Below are 18,819 nucleotides of genomic sequence, written 5' to 3'. Positions count from 1 at the left end.
TTACGGATAAACTCTTCAAATTAAACAATTTTTTGAGGAGGATAAATAAATGACTATTAGTTTTAGTAGCAGTAAAAAGATAAGCAAAGAACAATTAAGCATATTATATAATGATGTTGAATGGTCTGCTTATACAAAAGATTTACGTAATCTTCAACAGGCACTAGAACAATCATTAGAAGTGTTATCTGCTTGGGATGATGAAAAATTAATTGGATTAGTTCGTATTGTTGGCGATGGATTAACCATTCTTTATATTCAAGATATCCTTGTGCTGAACTCTTATCAAAATCAAGGAATTGCTACTCAACTAATGCAACAAATCTTAAAGAAATTCAAAAATGTTCGTCAACAAGTTTTATTGACTGAGGAAGCCCCTGATGTGAGGCATTTTTATGAAAAGAATGGTTTTCAATCCTGTGATAAAGGATCGCTAGTAGCATTTGCTAAGATGAATTAGAGGTTATTACCGTAGGACGAATAAATAAAGGTGTATGATCGGAAGGAATTCTTTTGAATCCTCCTGATTTACCTTATTCAAGAATTGGGCGCCGCTCGACAAGTTCTGCTATAAGCGTTTTGAAGCGTGAAATGCAGGGGATTAGCTATCGGACAATCCCAACTTTACAATCAAGGATGGGAATGAGGGAACCATGTTTCCCAAAACCATCCCGTCAATACTCCTGCATGCGTCATGACTGACAGGTCAAGGGGTTTGAAGTACAGGTAGATTCGGCAGAACGAAGGCTAAAGCCACTCCTTCGGAGAAGGTACGTCAACGGATATGCCGCACGGCTGAAAAACTGAATATGGTGAGAATGGTTTCAGCGCAATGAAACTGACGAACAACCGAATATACAGGTCTAAAGATTGAACATAAGGAAACTTATGTCCCATCCGACGATGGGGTGAGTGGTGTGGAGTAAAAATGCGCCCTCTGAAACACGCTATACCGGACTAAGGCGGTATCCAGCTCACAGGCTTCCAGGGAACACCTAAGTTCAGTATCGATAGCTAGATTGTAAGGGACTTGGAAAACAAGGAACGTTGAAACAAGGACTGTCATCCAAAACGTTTGTCATAAGGCTTTTTGCCAAAAGACATTTATCCTTGCGAGGGTAGGGGTATGACTGATGAATCTCTTGTAATGAGAGTGGAGGAATAGCCCCAAGTCTAACGAAATGAAAGATTATTTTCCAAACGTGTATTGCACCGATCGGGTAGGAACGTGGGAACATCGCTCCGAAAGGTGGGATGCCACAGTGCAAGCTTTACGATATTGGGATTACTATGAAATGACCGAGACTTTCACAGATTTGTACGACAAAAGCTTGAAGCACCAATCCTTTTCTCATCTTTATGATGTCATCACATCTAGAGAAAACATTTTATTAGCCTATCGTACTATAAAATCAAATAAAGGCTCCGGAACACCCGGAACCGATAAGCGTACCATTAACGATATTAAAACGTGGTCTGAAGAAAAATTATTACTGGAAGTCCGAAGACAACTTGACAATTACCGTCCCAAGAAAGTCAGACGAAAATGGATTGATAAAGGAAACGGAAAGTTTAGACCGCTAGGCATTCCTTGCATCTTGGACCGCATTATCCAACAAAGCTTTAAACAGGTACTTGAACCGATTGCGGAAGCTAAATTCTATAACCATAGTTACGGATTTAGACCACTACGCTCGGCACACCATGCTATGGCAAGGGTCCAACAACTTATCAATTTATCCCACTTTCATTTTGTGGTTGATGTTGATATTAGAAGTTTCTTTGACCATATAAGCCATACCCTGCTTATAAAGCAGCTATGGAACATGGGGATTCAAGACCGAAAAGTATTAGCCTGTATCGGCAGAATGCTGAAAGCTGAAATAGACGGAGAAGGCATACCTACACAAGGTGTGCCCCAGGGCGGTCTGTTATCAACTTTATTGGCGAATATCGTTCTTAACGACCTTGACCAATGGGTTGCGGGACAATGGGAATTCTTCCCGCTATCCAAACCTTATCAATCCAAAGTAGGTGAAAGACAAGCCAAAAAGCGCACTAATCTTAAAGAAGGCTACCTCGTCCGCTACGCGGACGACTTTAAAATTCTTTGTAAAGACGGTAAAACGGCACATAGGTGGTATCATGCCGTAAGGCTCTACCTTAAAGACCGCCTAAAATTGGATATTTCGCCCGAAAAATCACAAGTTGTAAACCTGCGGAAACGTGAATCCGAATTTTTAGGCTTCACTATTCGTGCCGATAAAAAGCGTAAGAAAAGAGTTGCGCGTACCGGTATTAAAACCGACAAAAAGCGTCAAATTAAAGAAGAAGCTCGAAAACTGATTCGAAGAATGAGGTCTTCGCCTTCGGCGCTTAATGCGTTACGCTTTAACAGCTTTGTACTGGGGATTCATCAGTACTTCAGAAAAGCCACTAAGGTCAATCTCGAGTTCTCACGTCTTGCCTATGATTTAGGTGCGTTCATATACAATCATCTCAGACCAGTAGGTAAATATGGTCATCCAGCTAACGCGCCGCCGACCTATAAAAAGATATACCGTCGCAGCTTTAAAACGTTTCGAGTAGCTGGTGTCTATTTATTTCCGTTGGCGGATGTGAAAACGCAGAACACCATAGGATTTACTCCGGCAATGACGCCTTTCACCAAAGAAGGTAGGAAAATGATATACAATAAACTACAGCCGGATATTCAATCAGAAATTGGTGCATTAATGAAATCAACGCTACCGAATCGGAGTGTTGAATATATAGATAACCGTATCAGTCGATATAGTATGAAGATGGGGAAATGCGAAATTACTGGCACGGAAGTGCCAGCATCAGAGGTCCATTGCCATCACTATGTACCGTTAAGCCTTGGCGGAAACGACCAGTTTAACAATCTTCGCATTCTTCACGAAGATGTACACCGATTGATTCATACGAAGGAAAAAAAGATGATTTATGAACTCATAGAAAGATTTCAGCTTACAGGGACGATGATTGAAAAAGTCAATCGCTTCCGTGATAAATGTAAGCTTGAACCTATCTAGAAATTCCAAACACGAAGTAACGAGGAACTTATAATCGAGTAAATTACGTTAGATGGAACGCGGAATGCGGGGAAACTTGCACGTTCCGTGTGGAGCAGGGGAAAAGCCGGAGATAACTTCAAACGCTTACCTATTGCTGACGATTGTCGCACAAAGTTGTGCCAGCACGGGTCAATTAATGGAACAAGTAAAAATTTAAATTATTTAGAGGAAGGATGATAGGTAATGGGCGGAAGTAAAATATTTGTATTGTATCTCTTAGCATTAATGGGGCTAATCGGATTAGCAGGAATGGCTTTCGGATATACTGAACCATCCTTAATAAAAGCTGCTTTATTTATTGTCGGAATTACGTTATTGCTTATTTCTGTATTTAAAGAAAAAACAAAGCTAAAAAGTATTTAATAATATGATGATTTAGTTATATGTACGTAAAAAGCCACTCCGCAAACGGGCGCAATTCTGGAATAAGAAATGTGGCGTTATCGGGCCAGATTGTGGAGTAGAACTGATACAGGGAGAAATAAATATTATTATAAAATCGATTGTTGCCGCCTTAATAACTGGAGCCCTCTACTTTATTTTTGTAGTACCAATTATTAAGAAACAAGGCAAAGAAAATTCTAAACCATACTTAGGTGGAATTATCTTCACCATTCTTATCTTCATTGTATTTTTAGCAATATATAACTTTTAATAAGCTAAGTTGTAATATTTCCGCAAACGGGCGCTATTCCTGAATAAATTTAAAAGCAGACTCTCAGTTGATTGGAGTGGAAGGCGGCGACTCCTGCGGGAATAGCATGAGCTGAAGACCCCGCAACGAAGCGTAGCGAAGTGAGGAGGCTGAAGCCATGCCCGCGGAAAGCGTCCGCCTGGAACAGAAATCAACGGGGAATACGCTATTCCTTGGGCACAGTTGCGGAATAAAATACTGCGTCCCTAGTTGTCGAAACGGGCCATTTTGTTGAACAAAATACTATTTTAAAAAATAGCAGGAGTGATTTTATGAAGTGTGATGCCTGTGGCAGAGAAATTAAACCAAATGAATTTATGGCAGTATTAGCGAAGTTTCCTGAAAAAGACCATGTTGGAAGGACAGATGCGATTATCAAAAAATGGGTCAAAACCACTGATGGAGCAATTTATTGCAAGGCGTGTTTTGAAAATAAATTTGGGTCAGATTAAGCTATCGGGCGCATTTATGGAATAAAGCATTCATTTTAAAAAGTCAGAGACGATAAAAATATTGGAAATTATTTTCATGTTTGTTGTAGGATTTATAGTTTTAATCATAGCTGTAATTGCCATTATAAATCAGGTAAAAACATTGGTGAACGGAGGCTAAAATATGACTGCTGCTGAGGCACAGCACTACGAGAAAACAAAAATTTTCTTATTTGTTTTGATATGTAATATAGCAATAGATGGTATTGTCGCTTCTTACCTAAAAACAATTCCTTACGCCACCATAATACTTACTTTGCTTTGTTTCACTATAATTGGAGCAGTAAGATTTAATACAAAGAAATTTAATCGGCTTCGTACAGGGCTGATCATTATTTTAGTTGTGGCCTTTCTTTATGTTTTAGGTTTAAATCACTTAACACCATTATCTGTACCGTATTGGGCCCTTTTTTACCCTGCTATCGTCGGAATTACTACCTATATAGATATAAAATATAAGCCCGAAGGTTTGAAAAAATTCTTTATTCATTTTGCAGGCTTTGTTCTCTTTATCGCAGGTGTTGCATTATATAGCATACAGTTTCCACCTGCATAATGAAAAGTACTACAAAAACAATTTCTAACTCCATCAGGACAAAACACACCTATAAAATAAAAGGACAGAATCCTTTGGTTAAAACAATCGAAAAAAACGAAGATAAATGGGAACCCATTTCTAAAGACACTGGTTCTATAGAATCTGGATCGTTGTATCAATTCTGCCCGTAAACGCAAAAGATAATAATCATCGAGTTTGTTAGCCGCCTAGAAAGGTGGATTATGTTTGCTTGTATTATTCAGTTTTATCCTTGTTATGATTGCAGTTTTATTTTTTCTAATGGGCTATGCCTATCTCAATGACAAGGCCGAAAACATTGTTATGTGGAGCTTTACTGGCAAATTAGAAAAAGAAGTAACCGATAAAGAGGGATTCAAAAAATATAGTGGGAAGCATTCAATCGTATTAGGCTTAATATTTCTTGCAATACCTGTTTCTCTCTTTATCATTAATAGATTTGATTTAAATAGAGAGTTGCTGTATCTTTGGTTCTTTGTTTTTGCTGGTGACGTGATACTAAATAGCATTAAAGAAAGAAAGTTTTTTAAATGACGTGTGAGAGCCATTATCCCGATAATGAGTTCGAACAGATAATGCGAAAAGGTGGGCTAAAGCTGTGATTTCGATTAAAGCTATTGAGAACGCTTCACAAAATATAATTGACGTGGTCCGAAAGACGCCGATGATCACCTCACGCACGCTGTCATCCATGAATGATAATCAGCTGTTTTTAAAAGGAGAGCATCTGCAGCCAATCGGGGCTTTTAAAATCCGCGGTGCCACGAATAAAGTGAAAGCTGCTGCTGAGGCAGGGGCCAAGCATGTGGTAACGGCCTCATCAGGCAATCACGGGCAGGCGGTCGCTTATATTGCCGCGAAACTCGGGCTGCAGGTGACGATTGTCGTTCCGGAAAATGCTGTTTCCAGTAAAGTGGCAGCGATTCGCGGTTATGGAGCGGCTATTATATCATATGGCACGACGTCGACCGAGCGGCTGCAGAAGGCTGGTGAACTGACAGACGACGAGGAGACAGTGTTTATTCCGCCATATGATGATCCGCTTGTCATGGCTGGTCAGGGTACAGCCGGTCTTGAAATTCTCGATCAGATCCCCGATGTTGACGCGATTGTTGTGCCTGTTGGGGGAGGGGGCCTTATGTCTGGTATAGCGACGGCTGTCAAAGAGACAAGGCCCGATGTTCAGGTCATTGGCGTTGAGCCGGAGCGGGCCAATGATACCTATTTGTCCAAACAACAAGGCGCTATCACCGCGATCGATCATGCCGACACGATCGCTGACGGTCTCCGGGCATCGCAGCCTGGCGATCTGACGTTTCCGGTTGTCCAGAAATATGCCGATGACATTGTACTGGTGTCTGAAAAAGACATCCGGCAAGCGCTATTGCTCGTACTGGAGCGTACGAAACAGCTGATCGAACCCTCTGCTGCAACGGCAGTCGCTGCTGTCTTGTCCAATAAGACAGGCTTGCACGGGAAAAATGTTTGCTGTGTGCTGTCGGGTGGAAATATTGCGCTGGATCAGCTGTCCGAATTTATCGGCCAAGCCCGGTGAGCAAATGCGACTCACCATCGCTAACGTCAACACAATAGCCGGGATGCTGAATTATTTTTAGTCGAAAACATAGCGATTGCGTCCGGCTAGTGAACCAAAAATAATCACAAGCAGCGTTACGATAAGCATTGTCGTCAGCGGGATGGTCCAGGAACCTGTAGCATCATATAAATAGCCCATAAACACAGGACCGATTGCTGCTAATAAATAACCAAACGACTGGGCCATTCCAGATAACACGGAAGCTTGTTTTCCGTTGCGTGCCCGTATGCCTACGAATGTCAGGGCTAATGGGAATGTACCACCCAGTCCTGCGCCAATCAGTATAACACTGATAACCATCACGACATACGAGTGACCGAACAATAACCCGCTATATCCGATGAAATCGCAGGCGACCAGCAACCAGACCAGTCCCCATTGTGAGCGGAACTTGCCAGCAAGTACGGGCATAAGAAAACTGAATGGCAAGCCGACGAACTGCATAAACGACAGCATCCATCCGCCTGTAGCCATTGAGACGCCATAATCATGCAGTATCTCAGGCAGCCAAGAGATCGTTATATAAAATAAGAATGATTGAAAGCCCATAAACAGTGATAATTGCCAGGCTAAGGATGATTTCCAGATCGGGATATCAGGAGAAGTCTCCTCACTTGTATTTTCTTTGTTCTCTCGTGGTCTTTTACGGCTGAGATAGATCCAGATAATGACCCCGATGAGTGCAGGTACTGTCCAAATCAATAAGGCCACTTGCCATCCCAGTCCGATTCCTTCAGCTACTGGTATGCTTAAACCGGAAGCGACAGCAGCCATGGCATTCATGGCAGTTGAATAAATGCCCGTCATAAGTTCTGACTTTTTGGGAAGTTTTTCTTTAATGGCTGCAGGAAGCAGCACATTACCAAAAGCAATTCCAATACCAACAAGAAATGTTCCAATATATAATAACGACACAGAAGAAATCGAGCGCATACTAATCCCAATTGCTAATAAAACCAATCCCACTAATAAAGCTTTTTCATTGGAAAAGCGATTTCCGATTTTCGGTGCAAGAGGTGAAGCAGCTGCGAATGCAAGAAGCGGCAAACTTGTAATAACGCCTGCAGCCCCATTTGAAAGTCCCATATCATCGCGTATCAGGCCAATGACCGGACCAACTGATGTAATGGCTGGGCGTAAGTTAAATGCTGTAACGATAATAGCTGCATAGAGCATAAAACGGTACAAACGATTTGTTTTATCGTTTGTCAGCGTATTTCCATCCATAATAAACCCTCCATTCTTTTGAGTAATGACCGCAAACATAGCACAATATAATACGATAACATTTTTTGGGCAAAATTCATAAAGGTTTACTCAAGGAAGGGAATAAAGCGCTGAGTACGAGGAGGCTTACCAGCCGCCTGCAAGCCTCGTCAAGCAAGCGTTATCTGGTGGTCTCCACTTTTGCCTCAGCCCTATGCTGCTATCAGCAAAAGAAATCATTTTTGTTAGGGTTATTCATTCCGAACAGCGGGCGAAGATAAAGGGCAGCAAAGGTACCGGCAAGTGCGACGATTCCCCAGATCCAGCCGTGCAGACTAAATGAAGCAATACCGCCGAAATACGCACCAATATTACAGCCAAAAGCAAGCCGGGCGCCGTATCCCATCAAGACGCCGCCGACAAGGGAGGCAAGTGCCACGCCTTTTTTCATCCTTTTCGGTTTGAACAACCCACCTGAAGAGGAAGCGATAAACGCCCCGAGAATAATGCCGAAGTTCATGACACTCGTCGAATCCTTGAATACAGATTCGGTCAAAGCAGCACTTCGATCACCGCTCCAATACGTCCATTGGGACACGTCGATACCTAATGCACTAACTAGTTTAGAGCCCCATAAGGCAAATCCGGACGTAATGCCCCACGGACTTCCTCTGACAATTAACACCAGGGCATTTAATACAGCTAGAATGACAGCTGCGGTAAGCAACGGCCATGAACCGCGCAGGATTCGTTTCCAGCCTTTTTCCGAGGGCAGGGCCTTCATTTTTGGCGGCCTTTTCCGTTTGGCAACTTTCATGGTTATCCAAAAGATGACAGCAAACAAAGCGATCTGAACAAGCCAAGCGCCAAAATAGCCGAGGTTTGTCGATGTCGCGAGTGAAAATGCGGGCAGACTTGGCATATCATTTACCCAGAATCCCCAATGATCGGCCCCCATGACCGAACCGGCTATGAATCCAAGCAATGTCAAAACGGTCGGTGTTTCCCCGCTTCCGACATGATAAAGTGTTCCTGATGCACAGCCGCTTCCAAGCTGCATGCCAATACCAAACATAAATGATCCTACTAGGAGACTGACGCCAACGGGTGAAACATACCCGCTTGGACCCGAGCCAGTCAGCGAAAAATCAACTGTGAATATAAGTGCAAAGAGGCTGGAGGCAACGGCAAGCAAGACCAGATGGGCCTGTATTCCCTGCACATTGCCCACGGACATCAGCCGGCGAAAAGCGGACGTAAAGCTGAAGCGGGCATGAAACAAGGTGAATCCGAGGGCTATTCCCAGTGCATATAAAATACCTTGAATAGCGGAAACGCTCATAAAAATATAGGCACCTAGGATCACCGTGACAATAGAACCCAAAATGACATGCGGTTTTTGCCAATGACTCAGCGGCGGATTTGGGTTATCCGCTTGATCATGAAATGATTGCGCAGCAGCTTTTTGAGCAGTACTCATTTAAATCCTCCTTTTCATATCATTTTACTAAGGATTAAATCATGATGTGATTATAGCTTACGCATCGCTTGCTGTAAAGACCTTAGTTGGATGAAGCTATTTATATATGAATCATGGCGATCATTTATCCGAAGGCGTGCAGCCATCGTCTTCATGTGAGCACAAGGCGCGCCCATTCATGCAACCCAATTAATTGCCCAATGTTTTAAAATTTCCTATACTTATCCGTGACACATGAAGGATATATTTAATTCAGATAAAGCAGGTGACGTTTGGTGAAACAGCGGTTGCTGAATGTATCGATACAGACAAAAATAGCTGGGATCGTTATTGGCATTATCGTGATGATTGTGGTTTTATTGCTGAGCGCTGTCACGTACACTGAAATCAAGCAATTATATGCGAATAAAAATAGTCTGAGCCTGCAGACAGCGAAAACCATATCCTTCGTGCCTGCCGTGAAGGAGGCCTTGCGGGATCAGGACGGGGAACGACTCGAAGCTTTAACCAAGCAGCTTGATATTCCGGCTCAAGCGGACTACATTGTGATTCAGAACCGCCAGGGGACTGTTTTATCGCATCCGAATGAAGCTATGATTGGTATTGAGCAGGCGTTTCAGGATGGGTATAAGGCGGCTGTATTTGGCGGTTACTATAATATTGATTCTTCTAAATGGATTGGGCCATCTGTTACAGGAAAAGCACCCATCATGAATGAACGCGGAAATGTGCTTGGTGTCGTAACAGTTGGCTACTTAAAAGAAAACATTAATGATGTGGTTGCGCATCGTCTGCGGCGAAATATCTATCTATCTATTTTAGCGATTATAGTCGGTTTTGCTGCCAGTTATATGCTCGCCAGACATATCAGGAAGGATACCCTAGGCCTGGAACCGCGTGAGATTGCCACCTTGTACCGGGATCGTGCAGCTATTCTATCTTCTATTAATGAAGGTGTTATTGCAACCGACAAGAAGGAGAAGGTAACGCTTATCAATGAAACAGCTAAACAACTCCTGCAACTGAATGACCGTGATGTTAATCAAACGATTGATCAAGTGCTGCCTGATGTTCACCAAGGCCGTCTCACGAAGCAGACACCTATCGTTAATCAGGAAATGCATATCAACCGGCGAACAATTATTGTCAATATGGCTCCCATTATCAAAGAAAACGCTTATATGGGAACGGTTATGACGTTTAGAGATAAAACGGATGTAACAGAAATGCTGGATACCCTGTCAGAGGTAAAACGCTATTCGGATGATTTGCGCGCCCAAACACATGAGTTTTCCAATAAGCTATACGTCATTTCCGGCTTAATTCAGCTGGAAAAGTACGATGAGGCTCTGGAGATGATTCGTGAAGAGGCAAATGATGACCAGCAAATAAATAAATTGATTTTTGACCAAATATGGGATTCGAAAGTGCAAGCCGTATTGCTCGGCAAAATGAATAAGGCATCGGAAAAGAAAATTGACTTTCAGGTGGATGACCAAAGTCAGCTTGACCGGCTGCCAGGGCATATTAAATCGTCGGATATTATTACAATTATCGGGAATCTAATTGATAATGCGTTTGATGAAGTACTTAAGCAAAACAATCGCTATGTCACGTTTTCCGCATTGGATATCGGCCATGATATTATTTTTGAAGTAACCGATAACGGAAGCGGGATCAGGGAGGAAGCTATTCAGGATGTTTTTGCACAGCATTATTCTACTAAATCCAGCGACAATGGTGAGCATCGCGGCTATGGATTGTATAATATGAAGCAAGCTGTTGAAGCATTGCGCGGCCATATTGAGATAGATTCAAATGAGTACGGGACAGCGATTACTGCCTACATGCCAAAAGAACGGGAGGAGGGATCCTAAATGATTCGGGTTGCCATTGCAGAAGATGATTTTCGCGTTGCCAATATCCATGAAGGGTTTTTAGAAAAAATAGACGGTGTAGAGGTGGCTGGACAAGCTATGAATGGAAAAGAAACCGTTCAGCTGCTGAATGAACAGGAAGTGGATTTGCTCCTGCTCGATATTTATTTGCCCGACATGATGGGCATCAATTTGATTACACAAATCCGTGATATGCAACCGTATTTAGATATTATCATCATTACGGCTGCTGATGAAAAGAATCTGCTGGAGAAAAGTTTGCGCCAGGGTGTTTTTAACTATCTGATCAAGCCTGTTTCACTGGAGCATTTCATGAAGGTTATCGAAAATTATAAGGAGCGGCAAAGCGTGCTGCAGCAGCAAGATAAAATTGATCAGAACATGCTGGATCATTTATTCACACAATCAGATAAACCGGCTGCAGATACAGAAACGAATGACGAAACATACGAAAACCTTCCCAAAGGCATTGATCAGGTTACCCTGAAAAAGATTAACAACTATATCAGCCATCATCCTGATCCTGTCACGGCTGAAGAAATGGGGATACAGATTGGTTCGTCGCGGACAACTGCCAGAAGGTATCTCGAGTATTTAGTGTCGATTAATCGTGTTTTTGTGGAACAGGAGTATGGTATTGTCGGCCGTCCGGAACGAAAGTATGTGCCGAATCATGGCTCGTGAACAAAATGAACAAAATGAATAAAACATGGTTTATTTCATTAAATTTGAAAACGATTACAAAAGCGAATTTTGAGTTTATTATGTACTTAATATAAAAAGAAAGGTGGATATCATGCGTAAATTCATAGGGGTTTTACTGTTGCTGGCCGTGATTACTGTAGCCGGTTGCTCATCGTCATCTGATGGGGATGGCGGCAAGGATAAAGAAGGAGAGGCCTCCGGCGGTTCCGATTTCCCGGAGAAGAACATTGAAATTGTAGCTCCCGCATCGCCTGGTGGCGGCTGGGATGGAACGGCCCGGGCCATGCAGAAAATTTTATCGGATGAGGGTATTGTCAATCAAAACATGAATGTCGTCAATAAGCCTGGCGGCGGCGGAGAAGTCGGCTGGCAATACCTTAAAGAAAAAGATGCACATACGCTTGCTATTAATTCCAGCTTGGTGATTACGAATAACGTATTGGGTCAAAGTGACCTGACGTATAAAGATTTCACACCGCTGGCAACGCTCACAACCGAGTGGGTCGCTCTTGCAGTAGCACCAGATTCAGATATGACATCCGGCAAAGAGGTCATGCAGAAGCTGAAAGATGATCCGAAGTCGCTAAAAATTGGTGTTGCACCAAGCTTAGGCAATGATGATCACCTATCCTTTATACAGGCAGCTAAGGAATTTGGCGTTGATGTAACAAAAATTGATTTCCAGGTATATGAAAGCGGCGGTGACGTCGTAACAGCTCTCCTGGGAGGTCATGTGGATGCCGCAACGATGTCAGTATCAGAAGCCAAGGAACAGCATCAGGCAGATAAAATTAATATGGTAGCCGTCTCGTCTGATGAGCGCCTGGAAGGCTTGGACGATGTGAAAACGTGGAAGGAACAGGGCGTTGACATGGTCTTCCCGCATTGGCGCGGTATTATGGGACCACCGGATATGAGTGATGAAGAAATCGACTACTGGGATAACAAGATTAGTAAAATGATAGATACAGATGCTTGGCAAGACGTACTCGATAATAACGGATGGGAGTCCTACTATAAGGACAGCGACGAAACAAAGAAATTCCTCAAGAGTGAGACTGATAAATATGAAACACTGCTCAACGATGCCGGGTTGACAGATAAATAAGACAATAGAATGAATCCACCGGGCTAAACGCAGCCGGTGGATTCATTCTCATGGTGAAATGGGGGAAGTAAGCATGTTCCGGCTGATTATGCCAGTTTTTTTGATTGTATTAAGCACTAGCTACTTAATTTTAACGTTCAATATGGACAAAGCTCAGGTAGGCAATCCAGATGCACCAAGATATTTTCCGATGATAATCGGTTTCTTTCTATTGGTCATGAGCGTTATTTATCTCGTTCAGGAATGGAGACGCCGGAGAGAAATTATTGAAGATGTGAAAGAGCTGTCTTCTGGACGTACGCCGAAATTAATTGGTGTGACGATTGTCCTTATTTTGATTTACACCTTTTTATTTGAACGTATCGGTTTTCTCTATTCAACGATTTTGTTTCTGGGTGCATTGCTGTTTCTGGTTAATGGGCGGAAACATTGGCTTCAGAATATTATTGTTGCGGTCGTATTCTCATTTCTGTCCTGGTACTCATTCGCCCAATTACTGAACGTCAGTCTGCCATAGAAAGGAGCTGAAACCATGGGTGTGGATTTTCAAAATGTCATAGATGGTTTAATGGTATCGCTGCAGCCGGGCAATTTGCTCTGGGTGATGGTCGGTGCTTTTCTTGGAACGATTGTTGGTATGCTGCCCGGCCTTGGCCCTGCGACAGCCGTTGCCGTTCTTATTCCGATTACATTCGGGATGAACTCGACAAGTGCGTTGATTTTAATGGCTGCTATTTATTACGGGGCCATGTATGGTGGTTCGCGCAGCTCAATTTTATTGAATACGCCTGGAGATGGTTCTGCGATCGCTGCATCGTTTGATGGCTACCCCATGACGAAACAGGGACGAGCGGGGCAGGCACTGACGATATCGGCGATTGCATCACTGATTGGCGGTTTGTTTGCGATTGTCGGTTTTGTTCTTTTGGCTAAACCACTCGCATCATTTGCATTAGATTTTGGTCCTGCAGAATATTTCTTACTCTTCTTATTTACCTTATCAGCGGTTGTCTCGCTGTCAATTGGCAAAATGGTCAAAGGATTCATTGCTATGGCCCTGGGACTCATGTTAAGTACCATCGGTGTCGATCTGCAAACGGGTGTCTACCGTTTCACGTTTGATATACCGCAATTAAGCGAAGGTGTGGACTTCCTGATTGTTATTATTGGTATTTATGCGGTCGGGGAGGTGCTGTACAATTACCTTCATCTCGATGGCTTGAGTGTGCAGAAAAACAAGGTCGGCAAAAAAGGCATTAACAAAGAGCAATGGAAACAGTCAAAATGGCCGATTATCCGTAACGGCCCGATCGGGTTTTTAATCGGGGTGCTGCCTGGCGCAGGTGGTTCCATCGCATCAATGCTCAGTTATACAACCGAACGGCAGCTTGCCAAAAAGCCGGAGCGTTTTGGCAAAGGGGCCATTGAAGGGGTGGCTGCGCCGGAGTCGGCGAACAACGCTGCCTCAGTAGGCGCGTTCATTCCATTGCTGACAATGGGGATTCCTGGTTCAGGCACTACCGCCGTTATTCTGGGTGCTGTGATTATGCTGGGATTGCGTCCAGGCCCCTTATTATTTGAAAACAATCCTGATATGGTCTGGACAATGGTGAACAGTATGTTTATTGGAAATCTGTTCCTCGTGGTTCTCAATATTCTGCTGGTTGGGCTATTGGTTCGTATACTAAACACACCGCCTAAAGTCCTGTATCCACTGATTCTCGTGCTGGCGTTCATTGGAACATATACGCTGAGTTACAGCACGGTCGACTTTTACTTACTTGTGATCTTTGGCGTAATCGGATTGCTGATGAAACTGCTGGATATTCCGATAGCACCGCTTATACTCGCATTGATCGTCGGCGGTGATATGGAGCAGAACTTCCGCAAGAGTCTCGTTGCTCATGACGGTATCTGGAATATGCTGACGGCTTCACCTATAACGATTGTACTGGCTTTAATGACGTTATTATCCATATCCTATCCGTTTATTGTATCGTGGGTAAAAAAACGGAAAGCCAAAGCGTCATAAAGCAGGTTCACGATGACTAAACAAACTCGTTTTTTGATTACAATACTTGTTTTATATGTGATTTTCTTTATGCCAATTTGGGACTGGGATACACAGGTGCAAGCATTAGCTTTACTTGTTATCGTCCAGATTCTCTGGATTGGCCGGGTCTTTCCGCTTGCGTTGAGTTCACTTATTCTCATTGCCCTGTTATCCATTCATTTTTATTCGTATGATGAGGTGCTGAATGAGTTCGGATCCGGCCTGGTATGGCTGCTGTTTGCAACATTTATCCTGTCCCATGCATTTATCACGACAGGGCTTGCCAACCGGATTGCCATGATGATCCTTGATCTCGCTAAAGGCTCCGTCCGTCTGCTGCTGGCTGTATCGTTTGTTATGATGTTTGTGCTGACCGCCTTCATTCCATCTAATATTGGTAAAGGCAGTTTAATCAGCTCAACGCTGAATGACTTGCTGTCCCATTTGCGGCAAATTCAGGAAACCTCCAATCTTGGCAAGGCGCTGTTCATCGGTATTGCGTATGTCAGTTCAATTGCTGCAGCCTTTATACCAACCGGTGCCAGTTCTACCGTTTATGCGTTTGGGATGCTCTCAGACGTCTCCGATAAAATAACGTACACGAACTGGCTGCTTTTGTTTTCCTTCCCGGTTGGTCTGTTTGTATGTCTGCTGTGGCTGTTATTTATGAAAGCATTCCCGTCTGAACATGTTGACCGGACTGTTGTCGCCGAATTAATACAGACAAATAAACAGAAACTGGGCCCATGGACAAAGCAGGAAATCAAAATGGCTGGAATTATCAGTTTCACACTGCTGCTATGGCTGAGTCAGCCGCTGCATGGGTTCTCTATCCCGCTGGTAGGACTGTTCGGCGCTTTATTAACGGTTAGTCCATATATCGGCGTTATGTCGTGGGATGAAGCGAAAAAGGGTATTAATTGGGATATGATGATCTTTTTTGCCTCAACACTCATGTTAGCTCATTTGTTGCTGGATACAGGGGTGTTGGATACGATAGCTGGATTTATGATTGCACATGCCAGTAACTGGCCGACTTATGTCATCGTTATTGGGCTGATTGTCTTAACCGCAGTTATTCGACTTGTATTTGTCAATGTGCTCGGTTTTATGACCATCATGCTGCCGCTTGCCATTACGGTAGGTGAGCAAATTAACGGCATTTCACCATTGCTGCTTGGCATGGGTGTTTACCTCGCATGTGTCCCTGGTTTTCTGCTTGTGACTCAGTCACCGGTTCATTTAATCAGTTATTCGTATGGTTATTTTACCGATCGGGATTTGCTTCGCGTGGGATTTGTATCGATGCCAATGTGGTTACTAATTATCTTTCTGAGCGTATTTACTTACTGGCAATGGATGCTGTAAGCGTGGCAAGCGAACCTGATTTGTCCACAGACAATGAATGGTTTGCTCGGCCGCCTGGTTTATGGTGGTCTGTGAAAGCGGCGAAAGAAGAGGGGGGACAAACGTATTTTTAAGTCGCTCCGGAAATAGTTTTGTCCCATTCCCTTCTTATATTAATCAATTAATAAAAGCGCTTGTAGCCATCAAAATACTGCTGCCAATAGCTGCTGTTGACATTTGAAATCGTTACGCCATCGGAGCCGGCATGGATGAAGTCGCCATCACCAAGGTAGATTCCCATATGGGAAATGCCGTTTGCACCTGCATACGTATTTTCAAAAAATACAAGATCGCCGAGCTGCGGTTTACTCACATAGTGTGCACGATTATAGTAGCCTTCACTGGAAAGACGGCTGAGATTTTTGCCGGCTTGATTAAACGTGTACTGAATAAAGCCGCTGCAGTCAAAACCGTTTGTTGTGGTTCCGCCCCAAGCGTAAGGGGTGCCCTTAAGACTTTTGGCCGTGTTAATTAATTCATTAACATCATAGTCTGTGTCGACACTGCTCCCACCGTTAGCATTTGACGTGTTTGAGGAAGAATCCGAATCGCTGGATGTTCCGTTCGCTTGGTTCGAATCGTTTGCTCCGATCGAGAGCTTCTGCCCGACTAAAATTAAGTCAGACACTAGATTATTCCAGTCTTTCAGCTTGTGGACAGATACGTTGTACGCGCTGGCGATGGCCGACAGTGTATCACCTGATGCAACGGTATGTGTGTCTGGTGAGTCATTATTTGCGCTGCTGCCGGAAGAGCTTGTCCCATTGCTGGAGCTCGTTGATTCAGATCCGCTGTCAGAATTTGATTCCTTTTTGTTCGCAGCACTCACACTGAATTTGTCGCCTGGGTGGATCAGGTTTGAATCAAGATTATTCCAATCCTTCAGTTCAGATACCGAGATATTATGTTTGGACGCAATTCCACTCAGCGTATCACCGCTTTTTACCGTGTATGTATCCTTCGCACTGCTGTTATCTTTTTTGTTTGATTCGACAACTGATACAGTCGAATCATCTGTCTCCAGAACCTGGCTTGGATAAATGGTGCTTCCTGATAAGTCGTTCACCGATTTCAGCTGCCCAACATTCGTATCAAGCTGCTGAGCGATTGCCCACAATGTGTCGCCGCTCTTGACTTTATAAGAGGCAGCTTCTGCATCATCAGCACTATATATGGTTGCGGCAATCGCGGCACTTGCTGCTACGGACATAAGGATTTTTTTATTGGCCACGTCATATTCGCCTCCAGATCGTTTTATTCTAGTTGCTAGTATATCATGAAAAAATTGTATAATAAGGTTATTTATGGATTTGTAATCTATTCGTAATCTCCTTGTAATATATTAGTCCCTGCTGGAATAAGACTAATAGAAAGCTTCTGTATCGCTCCATGTGGCTAAGTTCGCTTCTCTTAGACTAGAAACGTATATCACAACTATATGAAAGCTGAGTCATAGTCTATCTGTGATCCTAATATAATAATTTCAGGGAAACGTATTAGTCTTGCCGGGATTGCCAGGAATATCAGGACCCGTCTGCGGAATTTACACCCAGAAGGCGTCATTTTCGTCGATTTTTTTAGTTGAAGGAGCCAGTTGAAAAGCTGTACAATAAGTCAATAAGCCTAAAATGCGTGTATAGTCTGAACATATAAACATAATCAGGAGTGTTTGAATGATCGATATCCATAGTCATATGCTGCCGGGGCTGGATAATGGGCCGCAAACCATGGACGATACACTGGCTATGGCGAAGACGGCTGTCAGTCAGGGGATTGATACCGTTATTGTCACACCCCATCACCAGAATGGTCGGTATCATAACCAGCGTGAAGCTATTATTGGCGTCACCGACTACGTTAATGCTAAATTACAGGAGACTGGCATCGCGCTTAATATTCTTCCCGGGCAGGAAATTCGAGTCCACGAAACGATCACGAACGGTCTGCAGGACGGTTCGCTTCTTCCGCTGAATCAGACAACACGCTACGTACTGCTCGAATTGCCGGAGGACACTCTGCCGTCGTATCTCGCCCAGCTCTTGTTTGACATGCAAATTGCTGGCTATGTCCCCGTCATAGCTCATCCAGAACGCCACAGCATCATCGCCGAAAACCCAAATCATTTATACGATATGGTGAAAAACGGCGTCTTAGTACAAGCGGACGCCGCCAGCCTTGTCGGCATTCATGGTAAAAGGGTGCAAAAATTAACCCGAAAACTGCTGCAAGCCAGCATGGTACACTTTATGGCGACAAACACTCACAGCGCCGATAGTGAAGAATTTCGTCTGGCAAAAGCATACCAATCAATGAAGCAATCAGCCAAATTCAAGCTGCAGGAAAATGCTGAATTGCTCATCGATGGCCAGCCAATCCAACCAGACGTCCCCACCCGTATTAAATTGAAAAGAAACTGGAATCCCCTCAAACGTAATTGAAACGTGTTACGCTGAGGGGTATTATTATAAGAACAGACAGCAAGACCGGCTGCAGCAGGATTCGACA

At 43.5% G+C, this 18,819-nt stretch carries 17 protein-coding genes; 14 read left to right on the top strand and 3 right to left on the bottom strand.

All coding sequences use genetic code 11. The features are described 5' to 3' along the window. Positions 1–49 precede the first annotated feature (49 nt). The 7 genes from ACZ444_RS12955 to ACZ444_RS12925 all read left to right on the top strand — a co-directional run bounded on the left by ACZ444_RS12955 (position 50) and on the right by ACZ444_RS12925 (position 6,415). Positions 50–460 carry a GNAT family N-acetyltransferase gene (locus ACZ444_RS12955; RefSeq protein WP_382359312.1) on the top strand — a complete coding sequence of 137 codons (411 nt, stop codon included), beginning with the start codon at positions 50–52 and terminating at the stop codon, positions 458–460. Positions 461–1,262: 802 nt separating this feature from the next. Next, the gene (gene ltrA, locus ACZ444_RS12950) at positions 1,263–3,056 is read left to right on the top strand and encodes a group II intron reverse transcriptase/maturase (RefSeq protein WP_382359188.1); all 1,794 of its coding nucleotides are present in this window, start codon (positions 1,263–1,265) and stop codon (positions 3,054–3,056) included. Between the two features lie 225 nt (positions 3,057–3,281). Beyond that, positions 3,282–3,461, top strand: coding sequence for a hypothetical protein (locus tag ACZ444_RS12945; RefSeq protein WP_382359359.1), 180 nt, complete (start codon positions 3,282–3,284; stop codon positions 3,459–3,461). A 603-nt stretch (positions 3,462–4,064) separates the two neighbouring features. Beyond that, entirely contained in the window at positions 4,065–4,244 is a 180-nt protein-coding gene (locus tag ACZ444_RS12940; protein ID WP_382359362.1) for a hypothetical protein, read from the top strand. Positions 4,245–4,407: 163 nt separating this feature from the next. Continuing rightward, a complete protein-coding gene (locus ACZ444_RS12935; RefSeq protein WP_382359365.1) occupies positions 4,408–4,839 on the top strand; it encodes a hypothetical protein in 432 nt (143 codons plus the stop codon). A gap of 228 nt (positions 4,840–5,067) precedes the next feature. Further along, positions 5,068–5,394: a hypothetical protein gene (locus ACZ444_RS12930; protein ID WP_382359368.1), complete on the top strand. Its 327-nt coding sequence runs from the start codon at positions 5,068–5,070 to the stop codon at positions 5,392–5,394. Positions 5,395–5,458: 64 nt separating this feature from the next. Next, positions 5,459–6,415, top strand: a complete 957-nt coding sequence (locus ACZ444_RS12925) for a threonine ammonia-lyase (protein WP_382359371.1) — start codon at positions 5,459–5,461, stop codon at positions 6,413–6,415. Between the two features lie 57 nt (positions 6,416–6,472). Here ACZ444_RS12925 and ACZ444_RS12920 read toward each other — a convergent pair whose 3' ends face one another. Then, complete coding sequence (locus ACZ444_RS12920) at positions 6,473–7,684, bottom strand: CynX/NimT family MFS transporter (protein WP_382359374.1); 1,212 nt, start codon at positions 7,682–7,684, stop codon at positions 6,473–6,475. Between the two features lie 202 nt (positions 7,685–7,886). Further along, positions 7,887–9,143: a YeeE/YedE family protein gene (locus ACZ444_RS12915; RefSeq protein WP_382359377.1), complete on the bottom strand. Its 1,257-nt coding sequence runs from the start codon at positions 9,141–9,143 to the stop codon at positions 7,887–7,889. Between the two features lie 275 nt (positions 9,144–9,418). Here ACZ444_RS12915 and ACZ444_RS12910 point away from each other — a divergent pair, with 275 nt between their 5' ends. From ACZ444_RS12910 to ACZ444_RS12885, 6 genes are all read left to right on the top strand, one after another. Next, a complete protein-coding gene (locus tag ACZ444_RS12910) occupies positions 9,419–11,020 on the top strand; it encodes an ATP-binding protein (protein WP_382359380.1) in 1,602 nt (533 codons plus the stop codon). Beyond that, on the top strand, positions 11,021–11,725 hold the full coding sequence (locus ACZ444_RS12905; protein ID WP_382359382.1) for a response regulator: 705 nt from the start codon (positions 11,021–11,023) through the stop codon (positions 11,723–11,725). It begins immediately after the preceding gene. Between the two features lie 112 nt (positions 11,726–11,837). Continuing rightward, positions 11,838–12,854 carry a tripartite tricarboxylate transporter substrate binding protein gene (locus tag ACZ444_RS12900; protein WP_382359385.1) on the top strand — a complete coding sequence of 339 codons (1,017 nt, stop codon included), beginning with the start codon at positions 11,838–11,840 and terminating at the stop codon, positions 12,852–12,854. A 142-nt stretch (positions 12,855–12,996) separates the two neighbouring features. Then, positions 12,997–13,371, top strand: a complete 375-nt coding sequence (locus ACZ444_RS12895; protein WP_464433375.1) for a tripartite tricarboxylate transporter TctB family protein — start codon at positions 12,997–12,999, stop codon at positions 13,369–13,371. A 15-nt stretch (positions 13,372–13,386) separates the two neighbouring features. Further along, complete coding sequence (locus tag ACZ444_RS12890; protein WP_382359391.1) at positions 13,387–14,886, top strand: tripartite tricarboxylate transporter permease; 1,500 nt, start codon at positions 13,387–13,389, stop codon at positions 14,884–14,886. A 12-nt stretch (positions 14,887–14,898) separates the two neighbouring features. After that, positions 14,899–16,275 carry an SLC13 family permease gene (locus ACZ444_RS12885; protein ID WP_382359394.1) on the top strand — a complete coding sequence of 459 codons (1,377 nt, stop codon included), beginning with the start codon at positions 14,899–14,901 and terminating at the stop codon, positions 16,273–16,275. A 160-nt stretch (positions 16,276–16,435) separates the two neighbouring features. On the opposite strand, the gene ACZ444_RS12880 is transcribed toward ACZ444_RS12885, so the two are convergent. Then, positions 16,436–17,545, bottom strand: a complete 1,110-nt coding sequence (locus ACZ444_RS12880) for a C40 family peptidase (RefSeq protein ID WP_382359397.1) — start codon at positions 17,543–17,545, stop codon at positions 16,436–16,438. Positions 17,546–17,987: 442 nt separating this feature from the next. On the opposite strand from ACZ444_RS12880, the gene ACZ444_RS12875 reads away from it, so the two are divergent. Continuing rightward, positions 17,988–18,752: a tyrosine-protein phosphatase gene (locus ACZ444_RS12875; protein WP_382359400.1), complete on the top strand. Its 765-nt coding sequence runs from the start codon at positions 17,988–17,990 to the stop codon at positions 18,750–18,752. Positions 18,753–18,819: the final 67 nt, after the last annotated feature.

It is taken from the genome of Lentibacillus kimchii, assembly GCF_055381965.1.
The sequence above is the reverse complement of the archived record's forward strand: the minus strand, read 5'-3'. Positions and strand labels throughout refer to the sequence as shown.